The organism is Pandoraea aquatica, from assembly GCF_902459565.1.
GTDB classification, from domain to species: Bacteria; Pseudomonadota; Gammaproteobacteria; order Burkholderiales; family Burkholderiaceae; genus Pandoraea; species Pandoraea aquatica.
The window spans coordinates 1-24,326 of the sequence record NZ_CABPSN010000003.1 but is presented as its reverse complement, the minus strand read 5'-3'; the positions used below and the strand labels follow the sequence as shown (position 1 = coordinate 24,326).

The window sequence follows — 24,326 nt, the reverse complement described above, 5'->3', positions numbered from 1 at the left end:
AGCGTGTGTAAGTCCTGAAGTCTCACTGGCTTCGCTTTACCGGCGCGGCAGGTTTCGCTGCCGGCTTCTGCGAATCCCGCTTTTGCACGGGTGTCGCGGCAAGCTTCTTGGCCTGTTCTTCGCTCAAGAAACGCATGCCCGCGGCACGCACTGCAAAACCGTTCGGGTACCGCAGATCGGCATACTCGATCTGACTTCCCCAGCGTGCCGCTACCTGCGGATACGCCTGTACGAAGCGTCGGCTGCGCGTGGCGAGGGTCTCGGGGGTTCGCTCCCGTCCCAGCGCCAGTTGCACGCCCCCTGCGAGCCGCACGCCCCAGGCGTAGCGATTCGACAGCGTGACGGCCTCGGGTTTCATATTCAGCGGCGCAAACCACTTCACGAAGTCGTAGTACCGCGCCGTGACATCCTTCTCGCTGCCCGGCGGCCCCGCGAACTCCGGCAACTTGCCGTCGTCCTCGGCTTCCGCCAGATTGGCTGCGAACAACTCGCCATCCACACTCACCAGACGGCCGTCGTTCCACGTGGCCAGCGGCTTGTACTCCTCGATCGTCACCGCGAGCTGGTCCGGCCAGACACGCCGCACGCTCGCATGACGCACCCAGGGCACCGCTTCGAACGCCGCGCGCGTGGCGTCCAGATCGATCGTGAAGAAGTTGCCCTTCAGCCTTGAGACCGCATTCGCCCGCAAGGTCGGCCCGTTGATGTGAGACACGTCCCCATCGATCTGAATCGCCTTGAGCGTGAAAACCGGCCGCTGAATCAGCCAATGACCGCCCGCCGCGAGCGCCGCCAACACGACGAGCGCGACGAGCACACTCGCAATGGCGTTGAGCAGGCGTACGTTGTGCCACATGGCGATTTGCTTTCCGTATCAGGGCGTTCTTCAACGCGTTCAATGTCTTACTCGGGTTTCCACTGCGCGTTCGGATGCAGATCGAGCGTCGCAGTTGCCAGGATTTCAACCACCAGGTCTTCGTACGACAGGCCCGCCGCGCGCGCCGAAATCGGCACCAGCGAGTGACCGGTCATGCCCGGCGACGTATTGATCTCCAACAGGTACGGCTTGTTATCGCGCTTGCGCAGCATCACGTCGGCACGGGCCCAGCCACGGCAGCCGAGCACGAGGTAGGCGCGCAACACGAGGCGCTGCACTTCCTCTTGCAGGGATACCGACAACGGCGGCGGGCATTCGTAGCGCGTGTCGTCCTTGAAGTACTTGTTCTGGTAGTCGTAGTTCGCGTCCGGCGCGACGATGCGAATCACCGGCAGCGAGCGCGCGGCGTTCGCGCCCTTCGTACCCACGCCGAGCACCGGCACGGTCAGCTCGTCGCCATCGATGAACTCTTCGGCGAGCACGTCCGGATCGAGCGCCACAGCCTTCTCGAACGCCGCCTTCAGTTGCGAGGCTTCCGTCACCTTCGTCAGACCGATGGTCGAGCCTTCACGCGACGGTTTGACGATGAGCGGCAGGCCGAGATCGCGCGCGACGGCATCGAAATCGGTGTCGGCGTTCAGCATCGTGAAGCGCGGCGTCGGCAGCCCTTCGTTGATCCAGATGCGCTTGGTCATTTCCTTGTCCATCGCCAGCGCGGAAGCCAACACGCCACTGCCGGTGTACGGAATGCCCAGATGTTCGAGCGCGCCTTGCAACGTCCCGTCTTCGCCATAACGGCCATGCAGCGCGATGAACACGCGGTCGAACTTCTGCGCCGCAAGCGCTGCGAGATCGTGCATGCCCGTATCGAACGCATGCGCATCGACGCCGCGCGAGCGCAGCGCTTCGAGCACACCATTGCCCGAAATCAGCGAGATCTGACGCTCGGCCGAGCGCCCGCCCATCAGGACGCCAACCTTGCCGAAACGTTTCGGATCGAAAGCACTCACGTCAAACTCCTTGCTGAACTTGCAACTTGCCGGGCACCGCGCCGATGGAGCCGGCACCCATGGTGATCACGACGTCGCCCGCACGGGCGACTTGCAGAATGGCGTCGGGCAGTTGCGCGACGTCTTCCACGAAAACGGGTTCTACCTTTCCTGCGACACGCAACGCGCGCGCCAGCGCACGACCGTCGGCAGCCACGATGGGTGCTTCACCGGCCGAATAGACTTCGCCAAGCACCACGGCATCCGCATCCGAGAGCACTTTCACGAAGTCCTCGAAGCAGTCGCGCGTGCGCGTGTAACGATGCGGCTGGAACGCCAGCACAATGCGACGGCCGGGGAACGCACCGCGCGCCGCCGCCAGCGTTGCCGCCATCTCGACCGGGTGATGCCCGTAATCGTCGATGAGCGTGAACGAGCCGGTGCCACTGGACTTCGGCAGCGCGATTTCGCCATACCGCTGAAAACGTCGGCCCACGCCGTTAAATTCCGCCAGCGCCTGTTGAATCGCAGCGTCCGGCACTTCGAGTTCCGTCGCAATCGCAATCGCAGCCAGCGCGTTACGCACGTTGTGCTCGCCCGGCAGATTGAGCGTGATATCGAGCGGCGCCGCGCCCGCGCCGAACTTGCGCAGCACGGTGAAGCGCATCTGCCCGCCGTCCGCACGCACGTCGATGGCGCGCACCTGCGCGTCGTCCGACAGGCCATAACGCACGATCGGCTTCGAGACGAACGGCAGGATCTCACGCACGTTCGGATCGTCGACGCACAGCACGGCGATGCCGTAGAACGGCAGACGCTGCGTGAAGGCAACGAAGGATTGCTTCAGACGGGCGAAGTCGTGCCCGTACGTATCCATGTGATCGGCATCGATGTTGGTGATGACTTCGATGACCGGATTCAGATTCAGGAACGAGGCGTCCGATTCGTCGGCCTCGACCACGATGAAGTCGCCCGTACCGAGTTTCGCGTTTGCGCCGGCGCTGTTCAGACGGCCGCCGATCACGAACGTCGGATCGAGCCCGCCCTGCGCCAGCACGCTGGCCACGAGACTCGTCGTGGTCGTCTTGCCGTGCGTACCGGCAATGGCGACGCCCTGCTTCAAACGCATGAGTTCCGCAAGCATCAGTGCACGCGGCACGATCGGAATCTGACGTGCACGGCCCGCCAGCACTTCCGGGTTATCCGCCGTGATGGCGGTGGAGACGACGATGGCGTCGGCCCCTTCGATATGTTCGGCAGCATGACCGCGAGCGATGCGCGCGCCAAGACCGGCGAGACGCTGCGTGACCGCGTTGTCGCCGAGATCGGAGCCGCTCACCTGATACCCCAGGTTAAGCAGCACCTCGGCAATGCCGCTCATGCCCGAGCCGCCAATGCCGACGAAGTGAATATGTTTGACGATGTGTTTCATTTCAATCCTTGGCCAGAGCCGCGCACACGCGCGCCACTTGTTCGGTGGCGTCCGGCTTGGCGAGCGCCCTGGCTTTCTCTCCCATCGCGAGCAGCGATTCGCGCGTCTGACGGCGCAGCCACTCGGCCAGGGTCTCGACCGACAGCTCGCGCTGGTCGATCAGCGTTGCCGCACCCTTATCGGCGAGGAAACGCGCATTCGTTGTCTGGTGGTCGTCGACCGCATGCGGGAACGGCACAAACAATGCCGCCACGCCCGCCGCCGCCACTTCGGCCACCGTCATCGCGCCCGCCCGGCAGATCACCAGATCCGCCCCGGCATAGGCCTCGACCATGTTGTCGATGAACGGCAGCGCTTCGACCGTCACCCCCGCTGCGGCGTAATTCGCCTGCAACGTCTGAATATGTTTGACGCCCGCCTGATGCGTGACCTGCGGACGATCTTCGCGCGGCAGCTTCGCCAGCGCCTTCGGCACGATCTCGTTGAGCACCGTCGCGCCCAGACTCCCCCCGACGACCAGAATGCGCAGCGGTCCGGTACGCGCGTTGTAGCGCTCGGCCGGCGCGGCCATCTCGTCGAAGTCGGCGCGAATCGGATTGCCGACCCACTCGCCGCCCGGAATCGTGTCCGGAAACGCGAGCAACACTTTGTCCGCCACGCGCGCGAGCACCTTGTTCGCCATGCCGGCTACCGAGTTCTGCTCGTGCAGCACCAGCGGACGCCCCAGCAGCGATGCCATCATCCCCGCCGGGAACGTGATGTAACCGCCCATGCCGAGTACGACGTTCGGCTTCGCGCGACGAATCGCACCGATGCTTTGCCAGAACGCGCGCAGCAGATTGAGCGGCAGCAGGAACTTGGTCATCAGCCCCTTGCCGCGCAGTCCGCCGAACTTCACGAACTCCATCGGAATGTCGTACTTCGGCACCAACGTCGCTTCCATACCGGTCGGGTTGCCGAGCCAGACCACGCGCCACCCCTGCACACGCAGGAAGTTGGCGACCGCGAGCCCCGGGAAGACGTGACCGCCCGTGCCGCCGGCCATGACCAGTAGCGTGCGTGTCTTCGTCTGCGGTGCCGGCATCGCGGTAGCGCGCTCGGTCATACCTTGCCTCCCCGCATCAGCACGCGGTTTTCGTAATCCACCCGCAGCAAGATCGCCACGGCAATACAGTTGAGCAAGATGCCCGAGCCGCCGTAGCTGACCAGCGGCAACGTCAGCCCCTTGGTCGGCAGCAGGCCCAGATTCACGCCCATGTTGATGAAGGTCTGCGCCCCCAGCCACACGCCGACGCCCTTGGCGAGCAGCCCAGCGAACGTGCGCTCCAGCGCCAGTGCCTGACGTCCGATTTCGAACGCGCGGCGTACCAGCCAGTAAAAGAGCAGGATGACAACCAGCACACCCACGAAGCCGAATTCCTCACCGATCACCGCGAGGATGAAGTCGGTGTGCGCTTCGGGCAGGTAGTGCAGTTTTTCGATGCTGCCGCCCAGCCCCACGCCGGTCCACTCGCCGCGTCCGAACGCGATGAGCGAGTGCGTCAACTGATAAGCCTTGCCGAGCGCGTAGTCTTCGCGCCACGGATCGAGATACGCAAAGATTCGCTCGCGACGCCACGGCGACAACCAGATCAGCATGGCGAAGGTGCCGACTGCCGTGAGCGCCAGGCCGCCGAACAGACGACCGTTCACGCCACCGAGGAACAGAATACCCATGGCGATGGCCGCAACCACCATGAACGCGCCCATGTCCGGTTCGAGCAGCAGCAGCATGCCGACGAACACGACGGCGATCCCCATCGGCAAGAAGCCCTTGCCGAAGCTCTGCATGAACTCCTGCTTACGCACGGTGTAGTTCGCGGCGTAAAGCGTGACGGCGAGCTTCATGATTTCGGACGGCTGAAGGTTCAGCACGCCAAACGGAATCCAGCGCTTCGAACCGTTCACGCCCTTGCCCACGTGCGGGATCAGCACGATCACCAGCAGCAGCAGCGCCAGCAGAAAGAGCTTCGGCGCGAGCTTGTCCATCGTCTTGACCGGAATCCGGAAGGTGATGATCGCCGCGACCAGCCCGATCGTGAGCGACACGATGTGACGACCGAGGAAGTGGAACGTCGAATAGCCGCTGTACTTCGGCGAGTCGGGCAACGCGACCGACGCCGAATAAACCATGATCAGACCGAGCGACAGCAGCGAGATCACCACCCAGACGAGCGCGTGATCGTATTCGAGCATGCGTGAGCGCGTCGGCTTGATGCCACTGAGCGTGCGGTTGGCCGCCGTGGTCGCAGCCCCCGGCGCGTTGGTCGTGCCCGCACCGGCGAACCCGGCCTGACGCTTCTTGCTGAAGAACGACTTGATACGGTTCATAGCATCACCCCCGCGTCGGCGGCCAGATCAACCACGGTGTCGCGAAACACGTGTGCGCGATGCTCGTAGTTGCGGAACATGTCGAAGCTCGCGCAGGCCGGCGAGAGCAGCACGGCATCGCCGGGCTGTGCCAGACGGGCAGCTTCGCGCGTGGCGTCTTCCAGCGTTGCGGCGTCGATCAGATCGACACCGGTATCCGTGAGCGCTTCGCGCAGCAGCGGTGCATCGCGACCGATCAGCAGCACCGCACGCGCGTGATGCGCGACCGGATTGGCCAGCGGCGAGAAGTCCTGCCCCTTGCCGTCGCCACCGAGAATCAGGAGCAACTTCTTTTCGAGCCCCGTAATCGCCGCGACCGTCGCACCGACGTTGGTGCCCTTGCTGTCGTCGTAGAACTCGACTTCGTTGATCGTGGCGAGAAGCTGAACGCGATGCGGCTCGCCCGGATACTCGCGCAGGCCGTGCAGCAGCTTGGCCAGCGGCAGGTCGATCGCACGGGCCAGTGCGAGCGCCGCCAGCGCGTTCGCCGCGTTGTGCTGTCCGCGGATACGCAGCGCATCGGCCGGCATCAGACGCTTGCCCAGCACCTCGACCGTGGCTTCCGGCGTGCCCGCCTTGCGACGCTTGGGCGCGGGCGGCGCGTCGTCGCGCGTGTAGCCCTCGACCAGCCACCACATGCCTCCCTCCATCTCCAGACCGAAGTCGCCCACGGCGTCGGGCTTGCCCGTACCGAAGGTCACCACGTTGGCTTCAGGCGATGCGAAGGCGATCACGCGAGCGTCGTCGCGATTGAGCACGCGCACGGTGTTCTCACCGAAGATGCGTGCTTTGGCCCTGGCGTAGGCGTCCATATCGCCGTGCCAGTCCAGATGGTCTTGCGTGATGTTGAGAATGGTCGCCGCATCGGGTGCAAGCGAGTACGTCGCTTCCAACTGGAAGCTGGAGAGTTCGAGCACCCAGACATCGGGGAGCGTGGCGTCGGCGATGCACTCACTCAGACGGTCGAGCGCCGTGGGACTGATATTGCCCGCCACCGCCGTACGCTTGCCGGCCCGACGGCACAGCAACCCGGTGAGACTCGTCGTCGTGGTCTTGCCGTTCGTGCCGGTAATCGCGAGCACCTTCGGCGCGTAGCCGCTCGTCGACTGCATGTGACGCAAGGCCTGTGCGAAGAATTCGATCTCGCCCCACACCGGAACGCCGCGCTCGGCCGCCTCGGCCAGCAACGCCGCCACGTCTTCCGCGAGCGGCGACAGGCCCGGGCTGATGCCGATGAGTTCGATGTCGTCGAGCAACGCGTCGATCTGGCCCGCGAACGCGCCACCGACGAATTCGGCTTGCGGCGCGTCGATGCGCAGGGTCGCCACGTTCGGCGGTGTCTCCGACGACGCAAAGCGCGTGTCGGCTGCACGCACTCGGCAGCCGTAACGCGCGCACCAACGCGCCATCGCCAGGCCGGACTCTCCCAGACCCAGGATCAGGACACGCGGTTGCCAGGATTCACCAAACTTCTCGCCGAACACGTCGCTCTTTCCTTTATCGATTCAAACAACCTACGAATGCATCGCTTCAACGACACCGATCTACTGCTATCGGCGCGAGCGGCCTTACCTTTAATTCCACTTGCACGAAAGCGACTTCACAAATTTGCGAAGTCGCTATCTTGTGACTTCCTGCCAGTCACGTCTCGTCTTGTTTCGTCTCGTTACGTCGAGACGCGCCAACTGCAGCGTCAGCGCAACTTCAACGTCGACAATCCGATCAGCACCAGCATCAGCGTGATGATCCAGAAACGGACCACCACCTGCGTTTCTTTCCACCCAGACAATTCGAAGTGGTGATGCAGCGGCGCCATCTTGAAAATCCGCCGCCCTTCGCCGAATCGCTTCTTGGTGTATTTGAACCAGGTGACCTGCAACATCACCGACAGCGTTTCTGCGACGAACACACCGCCCATCACGAACAGCACGACTTCCTGTCGCACGATCACGGCGACGGTGCCGAGCGCACCGCCGAGGGCCAGTGCACCCACGTCGCCCATGAACACTTGCGCCGGGTGGGTGTTGAACCATAGGAACGCCAACCCGGCCCCCGACATTGCCGAACAGAACACGAGCAATTCGCCCGCGCCCGGTATGTGGGGGAACAGCAAATACTTCGAGTAGACGACGTTGCCCATCACATAAGCGAACACGCCGAGCGCCGCACCGACCAGCACGACCGGCATGATGACCAGCCCGTCGAGACCGTCCGTGAGGTTAACGGCGTTGGACGAGCCGACGATGACAAAGTAGGTCAGCGCAATGAAACCAAACACGCCCAGCGGATAGCTCATCGTCTTGAAGAACGGCACGATGAAGTCCGCTTTCGGCGGCAAATCGAGCGGGAAGCCGTTACGCACCCAACTAATGAACAGCTCGAAGACCTTCAGGTTGCTCGTCTCCGAAACGGAGAACGCCAGATAAATCGCAGCGAACAGACCGATGATCGATTGCCAGAAATACTTTTCGCGCGACGACATGCCGCGCGGGTCTTTGAAGACGACTTTCCGGTAATCGTCGATCCAGCCGATGATCCCGAAGCCCAGCGTGACCAGCAGCACGATCCAGATGAAACGGTTGCTCAGATCCGCCCAGAGCAGCGTGGCGACGGTAATGCCGATGAGAATCAGCACACCGCCCATCGTGGGCGTACCCGACTTCACAAGGTGCGTCTGCGGGCCGTCGGTACGCACGGCCTGACCCACCTTCATCTCGGCGAGCTTGCGAATGACCATCGGCCCGAACGAGAGCCCGATCACCAGCGCCGTGAGGCTTGCCATCACGGCCCGAAACGTCAGGTAGTTGAACACGCGCAAATAGCTCGCATCCGCTTGCAGCCATTGCGCCAACGTCAGCAACATTCCATCAATCCTTTATCACTTGGCCGGGGCGTTGCCGCCCCCGCTTTCACTCGTCGCGCGCAACTGTTCAAGCACGCGCTCCATCCGCATAAAGCGGCTTCCCTTCACCAGCACCGTTGCCGGCGCACTCAACGTGGCGTTCAACGTCGCTACGAGCGGCGCCACGTCGTTCACATCCGAAAAATGTTCACCGCCGTCGCCGAACGCGACAACGCTGGCCTGCGTCTGTTCACCCATCGCGAGCAGGCGATCGATACCGCGCTGTGCGGCGTATTCGCCCACTTCGCGGTGGAATGCGGGACCGTTGTCACCGACTTCGCCCATGTCGCCAAGCACCAGAACACGCGGTGCGGGCGTTTGAGCGAGTACGTCGATTGCGGCCAATACGGAATCGGGGTTCGCATTATAGGTGTCGTCGATCAGCGTGACACCCGCGAGCGGTCCCTTCGACAGCGTGGACACCTGAAGTCGGCCTTTGACGGCAGAAAATGCTTCGAGTGCCCGCACGATCGAACCGATGTCCACGTGCGCGCCAATGGCGCAGGCAATCGCGGCCAGCGCGTTGCGTGCGTTGTGTTCGCCGAGCAGCGGCAGCGTGAGCGAAAACTCGCCCGCCGGCGATGCCACACGCAACACGCGCGTCGCGACGTCGTACCGCCCGGACACTGCCGCACGCACATCCAGCGCGAAGTCCAGCACGCGACGCTTGCCCGCCACCTCGCGCCACATCGGTGCGAATTCGCTCTCCGCCGGGAAGACGGCCACGCCGTCGCCGGGCAGCGCCGCCAGCACCGCCGAATGCTCTTCGGCCACGGCGGCCACGTTCACCATGAATTCCTGATGCTCGCGTTGCGCGTTGTTGATGACGGCCACCGTCGGCTGCGCGATCTTCGCCAGATACGCGGTCTCGCCCGGATGGTTCATGCCGAGTTCGAGCACCGCGAGCTTGTCGCCGTCTTTCAGACGGAACAGCGTCAGCGGCAGGCCGATGTCGTTGTTGAAGTTGCCGGCGGTCGCCAGACGCGCGTCCGCTCCCGCCGCCTCGGCGAAGATCGCCGAGATCATTTCCTTGACGGTCGTCTTGCCGTTGCTCCCCGTGACCGCGACGACCGGAATCGCAAAGCGGCGACGCCATGCGGCCGCCAGCTCGCCCAGCGCGATACGGGTGTCAGGCACGATCAGCGCCGGCGTCTCGAAGCCGTCCGGTACGCGGGTCGCGACCACGGCGGCTGCGCCTGCGCGCGCCACGTCGGCCAGAAAATCGTGCGCATCGAAACGCTCGCCCTTGAGCGCCACGAACAGATCGCCCGGCTGCACCGAACGGCTATCCGTCACGATGCGCGCAAACGCCGTCGACGACGCACCGGTCACGCGCGAATCCGTCACGGCGGCCTGCGCGTCGCTCAGTTGCCACATGATGTTTTGCATCGTCGGCGTCATTCGCCACCTCCGCGCACCGTGGTCGCACGCGCGGCGAGTGCCAGACGCGCGTGTTCCTGATCGGAGAACGGTCGCTTCTTACCCATGATTTCCTGTGTACTTTCGTGTCCCTTGCCCGCGATCAGCACGACATCTGCGGCCTGTGCACCGCGCACAGCCTGAAGAATCGCGCTCGCGCGGTCTTCGATGCGACGCGCAGCATCCGGCTGCGCGAGACCGGCAGCGATCTGCGCCATGATCTCGGTCGGCACTTCGGTGCGCGGGTTGTCGCTCGTGAGCACGATGGCATCTGCCAGACGCTCGGCCACCGCGCCCATCTGCGGACGCTTGCCCGCATCGCGATCGCCGCCGCAGCCGAACACGCAGACAAGCTTGCCGCCGCGCGCCTGCGTCACCGGCCGCAGCGCAGCCAGCGTTTTGTCGAGTGCGTCGGGCGTGTGGGCGTAATCGATCACCACCAGCGGCTGGCCCGGCTGCCCGATCTGCTCCATGCGACCGGACACCGGCGCGAGCGTCGCGAGTCCGGCGACGGCGGCATCTTGCGCGACACCGGCGGCCAGTGCTGCGCCCAGCACGGCAAGGGCGTTACTGATGTTGAACTCACCGATCAGCGGCACCGTCACCTGCTGGCTCTGATCGTCGATATGCAGCGTGAAGCGCGTGCCCGCCGTCGTTGCGCGGAGGTCTTCCGCACGCAGCACGCGGTTGCCATGCGCCGACGTCGCGGCACCGTGAATGCCGTATTCGAAGACCGGCGTCTTTCCCGCAAGACGCGTCAACAGGCGCTGTCCCATCGCATCGTCGCGATTGATGACAGCCGCCTTCAGTCCCGGCCAGTCGAACAGGCGCGTTTTGGCCGCCTCGTACTCGGCCATCGTGCCGTGATAGTCGAGGTGGTCCTGCGTCAGGTTGGTGAACACTGCCACGTCGAACGCCACGCCGTTCACGCGCCCCTGATACAAACCGTGCGACGACACCTCCATCGCGACCGCCGCAGCGCCTTGCGCGCGCAGATCGTCGAGGCTGTGTTGCAACTGGACGGCGTCGGGCGTGGTAAAGCCCGTGACCGTGAGATGGCCGGGGAAGCCGCTGCCCAGCGTACCGATCACGGCGCTGCGCACGTTCGTCTTCGACAGCAATTGCGCCAGCCATTGGCTGCACGACGTCTTGCCGTTGGTGCCCGTCACACCAAACATCGTCATCCCGACGCTCGGCTCGCCGTACCACAGCGCCGCCAGCGGGCCCGCGAGCCAGTCGAGGCACGGCACACCGAACTGCGGCACATTGGCGAGCGACGTGAGCGATGCGGGCCAGGTGAAATCGTCGCTCTGCCAAAGCACGGCGGCGGCACCGCGCTCGACGGCGTCGGCAATGAAGCCACGGCTGTCGGCACCTTTCACCGCGTAGGCAACGAACACGTCACCGGGCATCACACGACGGCTATCCGCGTGCAATGTGGCACCCGCCGGCACCGTGCGGCGCAGCCAGTCCCATGCCTGCGCAAGCGCAGCGCGATCGGTGGCGTCCGCGACCATGGCGAACGTGGCGGGATTTTGCGGCGTCGGGGTCACGGTGCCCATGGCTCGCTCTCCTCCACCTTGTCGCTCACGACGAGCTTCGTCACCGGAGAATCCGGTACCACGTTCAATGCGCGCAACGTCCCGCCCACAATCGAGGCGAACGCCGGGCCAGCGGCCACGCCACCGTAGTGCGAACCGCGGCCGGGCTCGTCGAGCGTGACGGCCACGATGATGCGCGGCTCGGACATCGGCGCCATGCCGACGAACGATGCGCGGTACTTGCTCTTGTCGTAACCCTTGCCGGATTGCTTGTAGGCCGTGCCGGTCTTGCCACCCACGCGATAGCCGATTACCTGAGCGCGCGTGGCCGTGCCGCCGGGCGACGTCACCATCTCCAGCATCTTGCGCACTTCGCGCGCAGTCGCCGGAGAAATCACCGGCGTTCCCTTCACGGTACTGCCGTCCGTCTTGTAGATGGAGATCGGCAGCAACTCGCCGTCATGGGCAAAAACGGTATAGGCACGAGCCAACTGAATCAGCGAGGCCGACAGCCCGTAGCCGTAGCCCATCGTCGCCTGCTCGATCGGACGCCAGCTCTTGGCCGGACGCAGACGTCCCGCCACAGCTCCCGGGAAACCGAGCTTCGGGGCCTGACCGAGGCCGACGCTGGTAAACATGTCCCACATGTCCTGCGGCTTCATCATCAGCGCGATCTTCGCCGTGCCGATGTTGCTCGACTTCTGAATGACACCGGCCACCGTGAGCAGACCGTAGTCGTGGGTATCGGTGATGTTCGCGCCGAAGAAGTTCGCGCGGCCTGTCGTCATGACCGTCGACGTCGGCTTCACGTAGCCGTTTTCCATCGCGGCGGCGATGGTGATCGGCTTCATGATCGAGCCCGGCTCGAAGGTGTCGGTGATGACGCGGTTGCGCAGCTGCGCGCCCGTCAGGTTCGTGCGGTTGTTGGGGTTGTACGTCGGCAGGTTGGCCAACGCGAGCACCTCGCCCGTGCGCACATCGAGCACCACGGCGCTGGCGGCTTTCGCGCCGGTGCGCTCCATGGCGTCCTTGAGTTCGCTGTAAGCGAGGAACTGGATCTTGCTGTCGATCGAGAGCGTGATGTCGTGACCGTCACGCGGCTGCGCGAGGATGTCGATGTCCTCGACCACACGTCCCAGACGGTCCTTGATCACCCGACGACTGCCCGGCGTTGCGGCCAGATCCTTCTGCATCGACAGTTCGACGCCTTCCTGACCGATATCCTCGACGTTCGTAAAGCCGACGACGTGCGCCGCGATCTCGCCTTCCGGATAGAAGCGCTTGTACTCCTTGCGCTGATACACGCCGGGGATGTCGAGGTCCGCGACTTGCTTGGCCACGTCCGGCAGGACCTGACGCTTCACGTAGACGAAGCTCTTTTCCTGATTGAATTTGCGATGCAAATCCGACTCGCTCATCTCCAGCAGCTTCGAGAGCTGACGGACCTGCTGCGCCGAGACGTCGTCGGGCACATCTTCCGGAATCGCCCAGATGGCCTTCACGGGCAGACTGGTGGCAAGCACCTGTCCGTTACGGTCGAACACTTTGCCGCGCGTGGCGGACATCTCCAGTGTGCGTTCGTAACGGCTCTCGCCCTGACGTTGATAGAAGGCGTTGCCCGGCCCCTGAATCCAGAAGGCACGCGCGACCAGCGACGCGAACGCGCCGAAGATCACGAAGACGAGCATCTTCGAGCGCCACATCGGCAGACGCACGGACAGGACCGGGCTGGCAGAGAACTGCACATCCTTGGTCTTGGCCTTGGCGTCTTTGCGGCGAATCATCGTTTGCCTCCGCTCACAGGGGCAGACGCGGCGCTCGCGGTCGGCACCGGCACATCCACCATCGCGCCCGTGCTGCCGGCCGGCGCGGACAGATATTGCGTACGGCCGGGCGAGACAGCCTGCATCTTCAGGTCGCTACGAGCGACGCTCTCAATGCGGGCGCTCTTGCTCTGTGCGCTCTGCTCATACTGGAGACGGTCCCAGTCCTGCAGCAATTGATGCTCGAGCGCCTGCTCGCGGTTCAGTTCGACGAACGTACCGCGCGCACGATATTGCGCATTGATCAGGGAAAGGGCGCACCCGATCAGCACGGCGAGCAGAAGGACATTGAGCCGGCTCATGGCGACACCCGCTCCATGACCCGCATGATCGCCGAGCGCGAACGGGCGTTCGCCTCCACCTCGGCGGCGGACGGCTTGATCTTGCGGCTGGCTTTGAAGGGCGGCTCGGGAATTTCGTGCGCGCGCAGCGGCACGCGGCGATCCACCGCCGGCGCGCTGGAGCGAGCCTGCATGAAGCGCTTCACGATCCGGTCTTCCAGTGAATGAAAGCTGATCGCCACGAGTCTGCCTCCCGTTTCGAGGACATCGGCCGCCACATCCAGTGCTATCTGCAAGTCCGCAAGCTCTTGATTGACGTGAATCCGTAGAGCCTGAAAGGTACGTGTTGCCGGGTCCTTGCCCTTCTCACGGGTCTTGACGGCGCCCGCCACGATCGCGGCAAGCTCGCGTGTACTGACGAGAGGCCCGAGGCGGTCGGCGTCTGCCCGGCGAGCAACAAGCGCCTTTGCAATCTGAAAAGCAAACCGTTCTTCCCCATAGTCCTTGATGACCTCCGTCATTTCTTCCAGCGTTGCCCGGGCCAGCCAATCGGCAGCCGACTCGCCGCGCGTGGGATCCATGCGCATGTCGAGCGGACCGTCGGCCCGAAAACTGAACCCGCGCGCCGGGTCGTCGATTTGCGGCGACGACACGCCCAGGTCCAGCAAAACGCCCGACACCTTGTCGATACCGCGCCGGGCCATCGCATCGCGCAACGTCGCGAAGCTCTCGTGCTCAATCGAAAATCGCGGATCGGCAATCTTTGCCGCCTCCGCGATCGCTTGGGGATCCTTGTCGAATGCGATCAGTCTCCCCTGGGCACCCAGCCGCTCGAGCAGCCTGCGACTGTGCCCGCCGCGGCCGAACGTGCCGTCGACATAGACGCCATCGTCGCGCCAAAGCAAGGCATCCACGGCCTCCTCTAGCAGGACCGTGCGGTGCTGCATTACCGTTTCCACCGCGTGCGCCATGCTCGTCGGACCACCTGATCTGTCAAAAAGTGAAGTTCTTCAGTGCTTCCGGCATACCCTGCGCCATCGCCGCCTGTTCCTTGGCGGCATACGTCGCGGCATCCCAGAGTTCGAAATGACTGCCCATGCCCAGCAGCATGACTTCCTTGTCCATGCCCGCGGCGGCGCGCAATTCGGGCGCCACCAGGACACGGCCCGCCGAATCCATCTCGACATCGGCTGCGTTGCCCAGGAAGATGCGTCGCCACCAGTGCGCGTCCATCGGCAGTGCGGCGATCTTGCCGCGGAAGATCTCCCATTCGGGACGCGGGAACAGCAGCAGACATCCATCGGGGTGCTTGGTGATCGTCACCTTGCCTTCAGCGTCGCCCTGAAGCACGTCACGGTGCCGGGCCGGAATCGACATCCGTCCCTTTGCATCCAGTGAAAGTGCCGAGGCTCCCTGAAACACGTGCGCTCCCGTGAGGTTTCGTCTGCCTGCCCGTCATGCCGAAAGAGAAAGATTTTGTGCTCTACGCCACACAAAAATACACTTTCTCACACTATTTCCCACTTTAGAGGAGGTTGTATGGGCGGTCAAGCGTTTCGCCCTTTTTTCAGAGGGAATTTGGTAGACAGAACAATGACTTAGCTCACTTTCCTAAAGCAGGAAAACGGAATTTTGTCAGGAAAATTAAAGACATAAGTGCGATAGTGAAAGTGGAACCTCATATTTTGAGCATCACTTCGCGCAAGGCCCGTCAGCACTATCGATACGGCGTAGTGCGCGCTCACGCCGTGCCGACACCGTGGAAAACCGGCCGGCACGCGCTTACACGAGAGGGAATCGATGCAGTAGGCAGGGGGTCTTTCGAGGAGATCTTGCGAACGCTCTATATATAGTAGGCCGTCGTCGTCATGACCTTAGCCGCAGCGCGCATGACGCGCTGAACCGGCGCAGGCAACTCAATGCCGCCGGCGTCACGCGCGGCCTGTCCGTGTTCGATCTCGTCCAGACGCATCTGATCGACGATGGCCCGCGAGCGGAGGTCATGCGCCGGCAAGTCGTCGAGATGGCTGTCCAGATGATGCTCGACCTGACGCTCCGTCTCCGACATGAAGCCGAGACTCACGTTATCGCCGCACTTCCCCGCGACGAAGCCGATGGCGAACGCACCCGCGTACCACAACGGATTCAGCAGGCTGGGACGCGAGCCTAGCTCAGAGAGACGGTGTGCCGTCCACGCGAGGTGGTCCTCCTCTTCCTTGCCCGCGTGCTCGAACGCCGCGCGCAACTCCGGACGCTTCGTCGCCAGCTTCTGTGCCTGATACAGCGCTTGCGCACAAACCTCGCCGACGTGATTCACACGCATAAGGCCAGCGACGTGACGCCGCTCCTGGGAGGTCAGCGCATCGTCGCCCGCGGGGGCGTCGCTATTTTCGGATTGGACCGCAGTGGGAGTCGGACGGGACGCTTGAGTGACACCTGCGATGGCACGCAGACCACGGTCAAGCTCGGAGATCAGACTGTCGGAGAACATCGTACTTTCAACTCACTCAAATCTTTCACAATGCGGAACGCAGGACGATTCTTTCACGTCCGCGGCCAATGATACGCCCCTTTATCCGGCGCGCCTTGCGCGGGCACAAACGCGTGAAAACCCCGCCAGACGCCGGTTTCCGCGATGTTGCGTAAACGAAACAAAACCCGCCGCGAACCCGCGTAAAACCGGCCTTTTCCTTTGCCGCCTAAAGTGAATTTGTTACATTACGTCCAACTTCTCGCGAAGTTGATTAGCAAGGACGTTATCACTAGTGACCTTGTTAAACAAATCTCACAATCCTTTGGAGATCACTCAATGAAAAAGTCGCTTCTCGCTCTGGGTGTGCTCGGCGCATTCGCTGGCGCTGCTCACGCTCAAAGCAGCGTGACCCTGTACGGTATCATCGACGCTGGCCTGCAGTACGTCAGCAAGACTGGTGGCAGCCTGGCTGGCACGGGTCAAACGAACCACAACTTCCAGTTCGCCAACGGTAACCTGCAAGGTTCGCGTTGGGGCCTGAAGGGTGCTGAGGACCTCGGTGGCGGCCTGAAGGCGATCTTCGTCTTGGAAAACGGCTTCAACCTGGGTTCGGGCACGCTGGGCCAGAACGGCCGTATGTTCGGTCGTCAAGCCTACGTTGGTCTGAGCAGCGCAACGGCTGGCACGTTCACCATCGGTCGTCAGTACGACTCCGTGGTTGACTTCGTTGGCCCGTACGCTTCGGGTAGCCAATGGTCGACGTTCGCGGGCGCTCACCCGTTCGATAACGACAACCTGAACAACTCGTTCCGCGTCAACAACTCGGTCAAGTACACGACGGTCAACTACAACGGCTTCAGCGCCGGCGGTATGTATGGCTTCTCGAACTCGGCTAACAACGGTTCGACGGGTTCGGGCTTCGCCAACAACCGTGCTTACTCGTTCGGTCTGGGCTACGCTAACGGCCCGGTGTCGTTCGGCGCAGGTTACTTGATGCTCAGCGCTCCGGCTGCTAACTCGACCGGCGTGATCAACAACGGTGGCGATGCTACGACCCCGATGACGCTCGGCGGCCTGGTTGCCAGCGACAAGGCATGGATCGCATCGGCAGGCGGTTCGTACGCCTTCGGTCCGGCCACGCTGGGTCTGGTCTACGCTCACAGCGTGTACCAATACGTTGGTGGCGGCAGCTGGAAGTTCGACAACGCCGAACTGAACGCCAAGTACATGCTGACCCCGGCACTGCAACTGGGTGCATCGTACACGTACACGTGGTCGACGCTTAACCTGACGGGCAGCAGCGTGTCGCCGAAGTACCACCAAGTCAACCTGGGCGTCGACTACTTCCTGTCGAAGCGCACGGACACGTACCTGGTTGGTCTGTGGCAACACGCCAACAACGACGCTCCTGGCGGCGCATCGTTGAACGGCCTGGGCTTCTCGAACAGCACGAACCAGTTCGCTGTTACGGCCGGTATCCGTCACAAGTTCTAAGCTGACAGTTTCTGTCACTTAGGCTTTGGCGAAAGGGCACCTTCGGGTGCCCTTTTTTTATGCGTCAGCGGCACAGAGCATCCGCCCTTCGATGCAGTCGTCCACGCCCCGTAACCGCCCTATCTTGACCCGGCGATTATTTCAAACCTAAAATTTCCATACTGTAAATTTTCTGCCATCGACCATGAGCCTCGCCGACTCCGATTCTCTCGATCTCGAAACGCGAGCCCACGATCGCGAGCATGACGCGCTGAGACTGTGGCTGCGCCTACTCACTTGCGCCAACATGATCGAGACGGATATCCGCTCGCGCTTGCGTCAGGAATTCGACTGCACGCTTCCACGCTTCGATTTGCTTGCGCAGCTCGATCGCCATCCGGAAGGACTGAAGATGGGTGAGCTTAGTAAGCGGATGATGGTGACCGGCGGAAACGTGACTGGCATCACCGATCAGCTGGAGAAGGAAGGTTGGGTCACGCGTGAGACCGTCGTGAACGACCGTCGCGCGTTTCTGATCAAACTGACGGCGCGCGGAAAGAAAGCGTTTTCCAATATGGCCCGCGCTCACGAGCAATGGATCGAGCAACGCCTGGGCGCGTTGCCGGAAGATCAGCGGCAGCAACTTTATCTGCTGCTGGGAGACTTAAAGTCCGTCATCTCGTAACCGTTGGTGGCACGTGGCGAACGCGCTTCGTGCACTCAAGACAAGCGCTGAGCTGCTCAAGAAGTAACGATTCAGCCACTCGTCGACCTGGATGCCGGTGGCTCGTGTCGCCATCCGCTCCCCCGCCGCCCACCGAGTAGCCCGTCCACATCGATCCCCGAGATATCAGATCACCGCACAGCCTGCATCGGCGCATCCAGTAGTGCCCGGGCGGTGGCCGCAGCCGGTGTGCTGTCCAGCGCCGCGAGCATCGCGTTTCGTTCTCCCTCCGGCCGTTTCGACATGGATTTTACGGCGGCATAGAACGATGGAAGATCGTTACGCTCTTGCGCCAGCAACGCCATAAACGCCGGCACCCACTGGTTATAGGTCGCGAACGATCCGATTTTGGCATTGTTCAGGTCCGTGGCAAACCATAGATCGAAGCCCTTGTATCCGCCCCAGGACGTCTTCAGCGCGTCGTAATCCGCGCGCATTCGATCGAACAGGGCATCCTTCTTCGCCACTTTCTCCGCGTCCGTTTCCGAGCTGCCGTACACCGCTTCGAGACGCTTGCGATACCCATCGACCAACTTGCGGAACTGGCGGCGATGCGCGTCGTATCGCTCATACTCTATCGCAGCATCGGGATGCGCCACCAGCCAGCGCCGGACACCCACTGTCTCGACCGTCACGGCAAATGACTCATTGAAGGCCGTATCCCCCCGAACGAACAGAATCTGATGCGCAAGCTCATGGAAGATCATGCGCGCGACTTCCGCCCGTGGGAGATAGATAAAGGTGTTGAGCAGCGGGTCGTCGAAATAGCCTAGCGTCGAATAGGCAGGGATTCCCGCGACGAAGGTTTCCCATCCATCCCGATGTAATTCGGCGGCATATGCCTCGGCAGACTCTCGCGAGTAATAGCCACGGTACTCGACGCAACCGACGACCAATAGACACGACTCATGCAGCTTCAGTGAAAGCGTCGGCGCAGCGAAAACGTTGTACACAACGAATGGCCGCTTGAGATCGGCATAGCTGCGGTAGCTGCCGTTATCGGGTTCGCCGAGTGCGGAGACAGCGTAGCTGCGAATTTGCTCGGCTTCGATCAGACGCGTGCGCAAACGCGGATCGATAGACGGATCCGCCAGCAAATCACGCACTGGCTGTGCTTCGTGCAAGACCGTGAAATGGCCGTTGATTGACTGCGCGTAGTAGCCGACCTGTGCGCAGCCGGGAAGCCCGATCGCGACGGTGATCGTTACGGCGAGTCCCGCGCCCCTGGATGTCCAGCGCAGGAGCTTCGCAAGCAGGTTCGGCATTGCAAGACTCCTGGGTGGGTATTGATTCTGAAGGGACTCTGAACGGACGCTGAACAGACTCGGAGCAGACTCGAAACAGAACTGGAGTGCCGTCGCCGTCAGACCGGTACGACGTCGACCAGGCAATCGTAAAACGTCGGCGCCCGGCCAAGATCGGTGAGTTGCTGGCTGGTGACTTCGTTGGCGTTCTTTCCGTCCGGCGCGAGCTTCTTCCACCAGATCGAAAGCCCGACGACGACACCCTCCCGCGCTTTCTCCGTGACCCTGGCCTTGGCATTCAACGTGCCCCGGTCGTTGAAAATACGCACGCTCGCACCATCCGAAATGCCACGTGGCGCAGCGTCCTCCGGATGGATATCCAACGTAGGCTCGCCGACCGAAGCCCGGAGACTGTCGACGTTCACGAAGCTGGAATTCAGAAAGTTGCGCGCCGGCGGCGAAATCATGGCCAGCGGATAACGTTCAGCCAGTTCCGGATTGCTGGCGACCGATTCGTACGGTGGCACCCAATCCGGCAGCGGATCGAATCCTTCTTCGCGCATACGCTCGGAGTAAAACTCGCATTTGCCGGACGGCGTATAAAACTGACCGTTCGCAAAGGGCGCTTCCGGTAGGTCGTAGCGAATCCAACCATCACGTTTGAGCGTCTCCCAGTCACTGCCAGCCATACGTGCATCGCTCCAGCGGATCGATTGCGCCGCCAATTGGTCGTCAGTGTCAGAAAAACACGGCTCCTGCCATCCCATCCGTTTGGCCAGCAGGCGGAAAATTTCCGAATTCGGCTTCGACTCGCCGAGTGGCGCAATGGCCGGGTTATTCGCGAGCAGATACGTGTGACCGTAGGCCTTGTGAATGTCCAGATGCTCCAACTGGGTCGTGGCAGGCAACACGAAGTCGGCGTAGTCTGCCGTGTCCGTCTGGAAATGTTCGAGTACGACAGTGAACAGATCTTCACGCCCGAAGCCAGCCGCCACCTTGCTCGACTCAGGCGCAACGGCCACCGGGTTGCTGTTGTAAACCACCAGCGCCTCGATCTTCGGGCCGAAAGCGTCATCGCCCGGATGACACAAGGCGTCACCGATGGCGCTCATATTGACGATGCGCGCCGGCCTATCCTGACGCGCTCGCAGATCGGGCCGCGCCTGCGCCACTGCATCCACAGGCGCATAGCCTGACGTCGACATCAGCAGGCCGCCAGCCGGATCACGCCATGCGCCGATCAGCGCCGGGAGGCAGGCGACTGCGCGCGTTGCCTGACCGCCGCCCTTCGCCCGTTGCATACCGTAGTTAAGACGAATGGCGGCAGGCTTCGCGCTGGCGTACTCGCGAGCCAACATCGTCACCGTCTCCTCGGGAATACCGCAAATCTCAGCGACGCGCGCCGGCGTGTATCGACGCACGCGATCCTTGAGCTCGCTGTAACCGATCGTGTGACGTGCGATGTACTCGTGATCGACCAGATCCTCCGAGATCAGCACGTGCATCATGCCCAGCGCCAACGCCGCATCGGTGCCCGGCAGCAATGCAATGTGCTGGTGGCACTTCTCGGCAGTGAGGGATCGGTAGGGATCGATGGCAATCAGCTTGGCGCCACGTCGCTTGGCTTCCTGCGCTATGGCCCAGAAGTGCACGCTCGACGTGATGGGATTGCTCCCCCAGATCAGGATGAGTTTGCTGTCGACGAAATGCTCGACGTGCATGCCGACGCCGGCACCGTACGTATATCGGAGCCCTGCGGCCCCCGCGCTGGCGCAGATGGTTCGATCAAGATCGGACGCACCGATCTTGTTGAAGAATCGTGCGGCCATCGACTCGCCCTGCACGAAGCCCATCGTACCGGCGTAGCTGTAGGGCAGGATCGCTTCGGGCTCTCGCGCTGCAATAGCGCCAAGGCGGGTGGCGATCTCGTCGAGCGCTTCGTCCCAGCTCACCCGGACGAACGCTCCGCTGCCCTTCGGACCGACGCGTTTCAGCGGGTGCAGCAAACGATCCGGGTGATACGTCCGTTCGGTGTAACGAGAGACTTTCGTGCACAGGACGCCCTTGGTCGTCGGATGGTCCGCATCTCCCTGGACCTTGATCGCGACGCCGTTCTCCACCGTCACATGCAGTGCGCACGTATCGGGGCAGTCATGCGGGCATGCGGCCCGAACGACGTGGGTATTGGTCGTCATCAAACTACTCCTCTCTCTACCAGATTTCTGCGCTCGGGGACGTTGGAGCGCTGGCGATATTGTATTACGTTCGCCCGTGGGCTGCCCCGCCACACGGGCATTTCCGACTTTTTTGGGGTGCCTCCGACGGCGTGTTCGGACATTTCCGAGCAGGGTGCCAGACCTGCCCATTAGGGGTAAGATGAGCCATTGCGCTCCGCAGGAAACCCCCGTCATGAAGCTCATTCCAGAAATCGACGCCGCTCGCGGCGAAATCCAGACCATCCGACGTGACATCCACGCGCACCCCGAGCTGTGCTTCGAAGAGAAGCGCACCTCCGACGTCGTCGCCGACACGTTGACCCAATGGGGCATCCCGATCCATCGGGGCCTGGGCACGACCGGTCTCGTCGGCATCATCAAAAATGGCAGCAGCGACCGCGCGATCGGTCTGCGCGCCGACATGGATGCTCTCCCGATTCACGAAGCGAACACCTTCGAGCATGCGTCGAAGCATGAGGGCAAGATGCACGCCTGCGGGCATGACGGGCACACCGCCATGCTGCTTGCCGCAGCGCAATATTTGCAGAAGCACCGGAATTTCGACGGCACCGTCTATCTGATTTTCCAGCCCGCAGAAGAAGGCGGTGGCGGCGCGCGGGAGATGATCAAGGACGGGCTGTTCGAACGTTTCCCGATGCAAGCGGTGTTCGGTATGCACAACTGGCCGGGCGTACCGACGGGCACCTTCGCCGTCACGCCCGGGCCGATGATGGCATCGAGCAACGAATTCAAGATTTCGATTCGCGGCAAGGGTACGCACGCCGGCATTCCGAACGCGGGGATCGATCCGGTGATCGCTGCCGTTCAGGTCGCTCAGGCGCTGCAGAGCATCATTACCCGCAATAAGCGCCCGATTGACGCGGCGGTGCTCTCCATCACGCAAATCCACGCTGGCGATACGACGAACGTTGTTCCGGATCTGGCATGGCTTGGCGGTACGATTCGCACGTTCTCCATCGAGGTCCTTGACCTGATCGAGACGCGGCTTCGCGAGATTTCCGAATTTGTGGCCAAAGGGCTGGGTTGCACCGCCGAAATCGAGTTTCATCGGAACTACCCGCCGACCATCAATGAGCCGGGCATGGCTGCGCTGTGCGCCGATGTGATGCGACAGGTGGTGGGTGACGAGAACGTCAACGACAAAGTCGAGCCTACAATGGGCGCGGAGGATTTCTCGTTCATGCTGCTCGAGAAGCCGGGCGCTTACGTTTTCATTGGGAATGGCGACGGAACGCACCGCGACACCGGTCACGGCCTCGGTCCTTGCAACCTCCACAACGCCAGCTATGACTTCAACGACGATCTGCTGCCGCTCGGTGGCACTTACTGGGTCAAGCTGGTCGAGACGTATTTCGAACGCAATAAGTAAGTAACCGACGCTGACAATCCAGCGTTCAACAAAAAAGCCAGCAATGTGATTTGCTGGCTTTTTCGCTTTTAATGGTGCTAACAGCCGTTATTTTGCCGCCGTCGTCGTCGGAATGCCGTCCGTGTCCAAGTGGATGTCGCCATACCACGCGGTGAACTTGGACCGAGTATTGTCGCCATCACTCATGATGGCGATGCCGATCAAACGGCCTGGCGGTTCACCAAACGCCTTTTCGTAATCCTTCGCAATATCCCGAGAATACGTCAGCCAGTTGCCAAGGTTACGCGTGCCTCGCTCGACGACGACAGAACGGATACGAGCGGTGTACGGATTAGGCACCACGTCATTCACGGCGAGTTTGTCATCACCCCACGTGTACATCAGCGTCGCGAACGGCAACTCCCGGCCGCTGACCATTCGGGCCAGCTCACGATGCATGTGATCTTGCATGGAGAGTTTGCCTGGGTCACCGTCAAAGGCGAGTGCAATGCGCAGCGGCGCGTCGTCGTATCGCTTCGTCCGAATGTCCGCGTTGACCGGTATAGCGTCCGCACGCCAACGCCATGTCAGCTTTGCGCCGGGATATACGGGGATATCAAGCTTCTGTGCAATGCCGGACGCCGATTCGTCTACGGTTGCGCGGATTACCGCGATTCCTTCACTGTCCGTGGCCTGCTCGTAGTGCGTCAGACGTTTGTTGCGGGTGACAAGATACGTCTCCCAGTGCGGCGGGAGGCCTTCGGAGTCGACAGCTGCGGAGAGCGGTGCGATTTCCTCGTGATGCGACGATATCGTCGACGCTGAGACGTGCGCCATCGAATCGTTCTGCGATGCACATCCACCAAGACTGCTAATCGTGACAGCGGCGCCAATGCACATCAACCCGAACTGCCACCATGCGTAATGCTTATTGCGATTCTGATCGACCACCCGTTTTACTCCCCGAACTTCCAACCCCGTGGCCGAATGCTAAGCGAGAAACGTATGACGATCCACCCGGAATTTCACTCCGTGCCGGCGTTACAACAACGCGGCGGTGCAATACCGTTGGATTCAGCGGAGTCGATGAAAAGCGCAGCTAGCAGGCAGACAGCGACGTCACTTTGCCAGGTCCCGGAATTTCACTTCATGCG

20 protein-coding genes are annotated in these 24,326 nt (G+C 62.3%); 3 read left to right on the top strand and 17 right to left on the bottom strand.

Going from position 1 to position 24,326, the window contains the following annotated elements; all coding sequences use genetic code 11:
• Positions 1–22: 22 nt before the first annotated feature.
• From PAQ31011_RS10905 to coq7, 14 genes are all read right to left on the bottom strand, one after another.
• Entirely contained in the window at positions 23–856 is an 834-nt protein-coding gene (locus PAQ31011_RS10905; RefSeq protein WP_150575879.1) for a cell division protein FtsQ/DivIB, read from the bottom strand.
• Positions 857–903: 47 nt separating this feature from the next.
• Complete coding sequence (locus PAQ31011_RS10900) at positions 904–1,887, bottom strand: D-alanine--D-alanine ligase (protein WP_150575878.1); 984 nt, start codon at positions 1,885–1,887, stop codon at positions 904–906.
• A 1-nt stretch (position 1,888) separates the two neighbouring features.
• On the bottom strand, positions 1,889–3,298 hold the full coding sequence (murC, locus tag PAQ31011_RS10895; RefSeq protein WP_150575877.1) for a UDP-N-acetylmuramate--L-alanine ligase: 1,410 nt from the start codon (positions 3,296–3,298) through the stop codon (positions 1,889–1,891).
• A 1-nt stretch (position 3,299) separates the two neighbouring features.
• Entirely contained in the window at positions 3,300–4,403 is a 1,104-nt protein-coding gene (gene murG / locus PAQ31011_RS10890) for an undecaprenyldiphospho-muramoylpentapeptide beta-N-acetylglucosaminyltransferase (protein ID WP_150575876.1), read from the bottom strand.
• Entirely contained in the window at positions 4,400–5,668 is a 1,269-nt protein-coding gene (gene ftsW / locus PAQ31011_RS10885; protein WP_150575875.1) for a putative lipid II flippase FtsW, read from the bottom strand. The genes murG and ftsW overlap by 4 nt, the downstream gene beginning before the upstream one ends.
• Positions 5,665–7,191, bottom strand: coding sequence for a UDP-N-acetylmuramoyl-L-alanine--D-glutamate ligase (gene murD, locus PAQ31011_RS10880; protein WP_150575874.1), 1,527 nt, complete (start codon positions 7,189–7,191; stop codon positions 5,665–5,667). Before murD ends, ftsW begins: the two co-directional genes overlap by 4 nt.
• A gap of 209 nt (positions 7,192–7,400) precedes the next feature.
• The gene (gene mraY / locus PAQ31011_RS10875) at positions 7,401–8,570 is read right to left on the bottom strand and encodes a phospho-N-acetylmuramoyl-pentapeptide-transferase (protein WP_039393356.1); all 1,170 of its coding nucleotides are present in this window, start codon (positions 8,568–8,570) and stop codon (positions 7,401–7,403) included.
• A 15-nt stretch (positions 8,571–8,585) separates the two neighbouring features.
• Complete coding sequence (locus PAQ31011_RS10870; RefSeq protein WP_246179508.1) at positions 8,586–10,010, bottom strand: UDP-N-acetylmuramoyl-tripeptide--D-alanyl-D-alanine ligase; 1,425 nt, start codon at positions 10,008–10,010, stop codon at positions 8,586–8,588.
• Complete coding sequence (locus PAQ31011_RS10865; RefSeq protein WP_150576415.1) at positions 10,007–11,545, bottom strand: UDP-N-acetylmuramoyl-L-alanyl-D-glutamate--2,6-diaminopimelate ligase; 1,539 nt, start codon at positions 11,543–11,545, stop codon at positions 10,007–10,009. The genes PAQ31011_RS10870 and PAQ31011_RS10865 overlap by 4 nt, the downstream gene beginning before the upstream one ends.
• A 32-nt stretch (positions 11,546–11,577) precedes the next feature.
• Positions 11,578–13,353, bottom strand: coding sequence for a peptidoglycan D,D-transpeptidase FtsI family protein (locus PAQ31011_RS10860; RefSeq protein ID WP_150575873.1), 1,776 nt, complete (start codon positions 13,351–13,353; stop codon positions 11,578–11,580).
• The gene (gene ftsL / locus PAQ31011_RS10855) at positions 13,350–13,694 is read right to left on the bottom strand and encodes a cell division protein FtsL (RefSeq protein WP_150575872.1); all 345 of its coding nucleotides are present in this window, start codon (positions 13,692–13,694) and stop codon (positions 13,350–13,352) included. Before ftsL ends, PAQ31011_RS10860 begins: the two co-directional genes overlap by 4 nt.
• On the bottom strand, positions 13,691–14,620 hold the full coding sequence (gene rsmH / locus PAQ31011_RS10850) for a 16S rRNA (cytosine(1402)-N(4))-methyltransferase RsmH (protein ID WP_425495100.1): 930 nt from the start codon (positions 14,618–14,620) through the stop codon (positions 13,691–13,693). Before rsmH ends, ftsL begins: the two co-directional genes overlap by 4 nt.
• Before the next feature lie 46 nt (positions 14,621–14,666).
• On the bottom strand, positions 14,667–15,095 hold the full coding sequence (mraZ, locus tag PAQ31011_RS10845) for a division/cell wall cluster transcriptional repressor MraZ (RefSeq protein WP_010806918.1): 429 nt from the start codon (positions 15,093–15,095) through the stop codon (positions 14,667–14,669).
• A 421-nt stretch (positions 15,096–15,516) separates the two neighbouring features.
• Positions 15,517–16,164, bottom strand: a complete 648-nt coding sequence (gene coq7 / locus PAQ31011_RS10840; RefSeq protein ID WP_150575870.1) for a 2-polyprenyl-3-methyl-6-methoxy-1,4-benzoquinone monooxygenase — start codon at positions 16,162–16,164, stop codon at positions 15,517–15,519.
• Between the two features lie 318 nt (positions 16,165–16,482).
• Here coq7 and PAQ31011_RS10835 point away from each other — a divergent pair, with 318 nt between their 5' ends.
• Together PAQ31011_RS10835 and PAQ31011_RS10830 are read left to right on the top strand one after the other, a co-directional pair.
• Positions 16,483–17,640, top strand: a complete 1,158-nt coding sequence (locus PAQ31011_RS10835) for a porin (RefSeq protein ID WP_150575869.1) — start codon at positions 16,483–16,485, stop codon at positions 17,638–17,640.
• A gap of 184 nt (positions 17,641–17,824) precedes the next feature.
• Positions 17,825–18,304 carry a MarR family winged helix-turn-helix transcriptional regulator gene (locus PAQ31011_RS10830; protein ID WP_150575868.1) on the top strand — a complete coding sequence of 160 codons (480 nt, stop codon included), beginning with the start codon at positions 17,825–17,827 and terminating at the stop codon, positions 18,302–18,304.
• A 170-nt stretch (positions 18,305–18,474) separates the two neighbouring features.
• Here the strand turns inward: PAQ31011_RS10830 and PAQ31011_RS10825 are convergent, their stop codons facing one another.
• Together PAQ31011_RS10825 and PAQ31011_RS10820 are read right to left on the bottom strand one after the other, a co-directional pair.
• Positions 18,475–19,608, bottom strand: a complete 1,134-nt coding sequence (locus tag PAQ31011_RS10825; RefSeq protein ID WP_150575867.1) for an aminopeptidase — start codon at positions 19,606–19,608, stop codon at positions 18,475–18,477.
• Positions 19,609–19,706: 98 nt separating this feature from the next.
• A complete protein-coding gene (locus PAQ31011_RS10820) occupies positions 19,707–21,782 on the bottom strand; it encodes a molybdopterin-containing oxidoreductase family protein (protein WP_150575866.1) in 2,076 nt (691 codons plus the stop codon).
• Between the two features lie 214 nt (positions 21,783–21,996).
• On the opposite strand from PAQ31011_RS10820, the gene PAQ31011_RS10815 reads away from it, so the two are divergent.
• Positions 21,997–23,193, top strand: a complete 1,197-nt coding sequence (locus tag PAQ31011_RS10815) for a M20 aminoacylase family protein (protein WP_150575865.1) — start codon at positions 21,997–21,999, stop codon at positions 23,191–23,193.
• Positions 23,194–23,280: 87 nt separating this feature from the next.
• Here the strand turns inward: PAQ31011_RS10815 and PAQ31011_RS10810 are convergent, their stop codons facing one another.
• Positions 23,281–24,123, bottom strand: coding sequence for a DUF3047 domain-containing protein (locus PAQ31011_RS10810; RefSeq protein WP_150575864.1), 843 nt, complete (start codon positions 24,121–24,123; stop codon positions 23,281–23,283).
• Positions 24,124–24,326: the final 203 nt, after the last annotated feature.

Coding starts and splice junctions, on each gene's coding strand:
- murG (WP_150575876.1), bottom strand. CDS start 4,403: ATGACCGAGCGCGCTACCGCGATGCCGGCACCGCAGACGAAGACACGC.
- PAQ31011_RS10830 (WP_150575868.1), top strand. CDS start 17,825: ATGAGCCTCGCCGACTCCGATTCTCTCGATCTCGAAACGCGAGCCCAC.
- murC (WP_150575877.1), bottom strand. CDS start 3,298: ATGAAACACATCGTCAAACATATTCACTTCGTCGGCATTGGCGGCTCG.
- PAQ31011_RS10905 (WP_150575879.1), bottom strand. CDS start 856: ATGTGGCACAACGTACGCCTGCTCAACGCCATTGCGAGTGTGCTCGTC.
- PAQ31011_RS10865 (WP_150576415.1), bottom strand. CDS start 11,545: ATGGTCGCGGACGCCACCGATCGCGCTGCGCTTGCGCAGGCATGGGAC.
- PAQ31011_RS10815 (WP_150575865.1), top strand. CDS start 21,997: ATGAAGCTCATTCCAGAAATCGACGCCGCTCGCGGCGAAATCCAGACC.
- mraY (WP_039393356.1), bottom strand. CDS start 8,570: ATGTTGCTGACGTTGGCGCAATGGCTGCAAGCGGATGCGAGCTATTTG.
- ftsL (WP_150575872.1), bottom strand. CDS start 13,694: ATGAGCCGGCTCAATGTCCTTCTGCTCGCCGTGCTGATCGGGTGCGCC.
- PAQ31011_RS10835 (WP_150575869.1), top strand. CDS start 16,483: ATGAAAAAGTCGCTTCTCGCTCTGGGTGTGCTCGGCGCATTCGCTGGC.
- ftsW (WP_150575875.1), bottom strand. CDS start 5,668: ATGAACCGTATCAAGTCGTTCTTCAGCAAGAAGCGTCAGGCCGGGTTC.
- PAQ31011_RS10860 (WP_150575873.1), bottom strand. CDS start 13,353: ATGATTCGCCGCAAAGACGCCAAGGCCAAGACCAAGGATGTGCAGTTC.
- PAQ31011_RS10870 (WP_246179508.1), bottom strand. CDS start 10,010: ATGACGCCGACGATGCAAAACATCATGTGGCAACTGAGCGACGCGCAG.
- PAQ31011_RS10820 (WP_150575866.1), bottom strand. CDS start 21,782: ATGACGACCAATACCCACGTCGTTCGGGCCGCATGCCCGCATGACTGC.
- coq7 (WP_150575870.1), bottom strand. CDS start 16,164: ATGTTCTCCGACAGTCTGATCTCCGAGCTTGACCGTGGTCTGCGTGCC.
- PAQ31011_RS10825 (WP_150575867.1), bottom strand. CDS start 19,608: ATGCCGAACCTGCTTGCGAAGCTCCTGCGCTGGACATCCAGGGGCGCG.
- rsmH (WP_425495100.1), bottom strand. CDS start 14,620: ATGCAGCACCGCACGGTCCTGCTAGAGGAGGCCGTGGATGCCTTGCTT.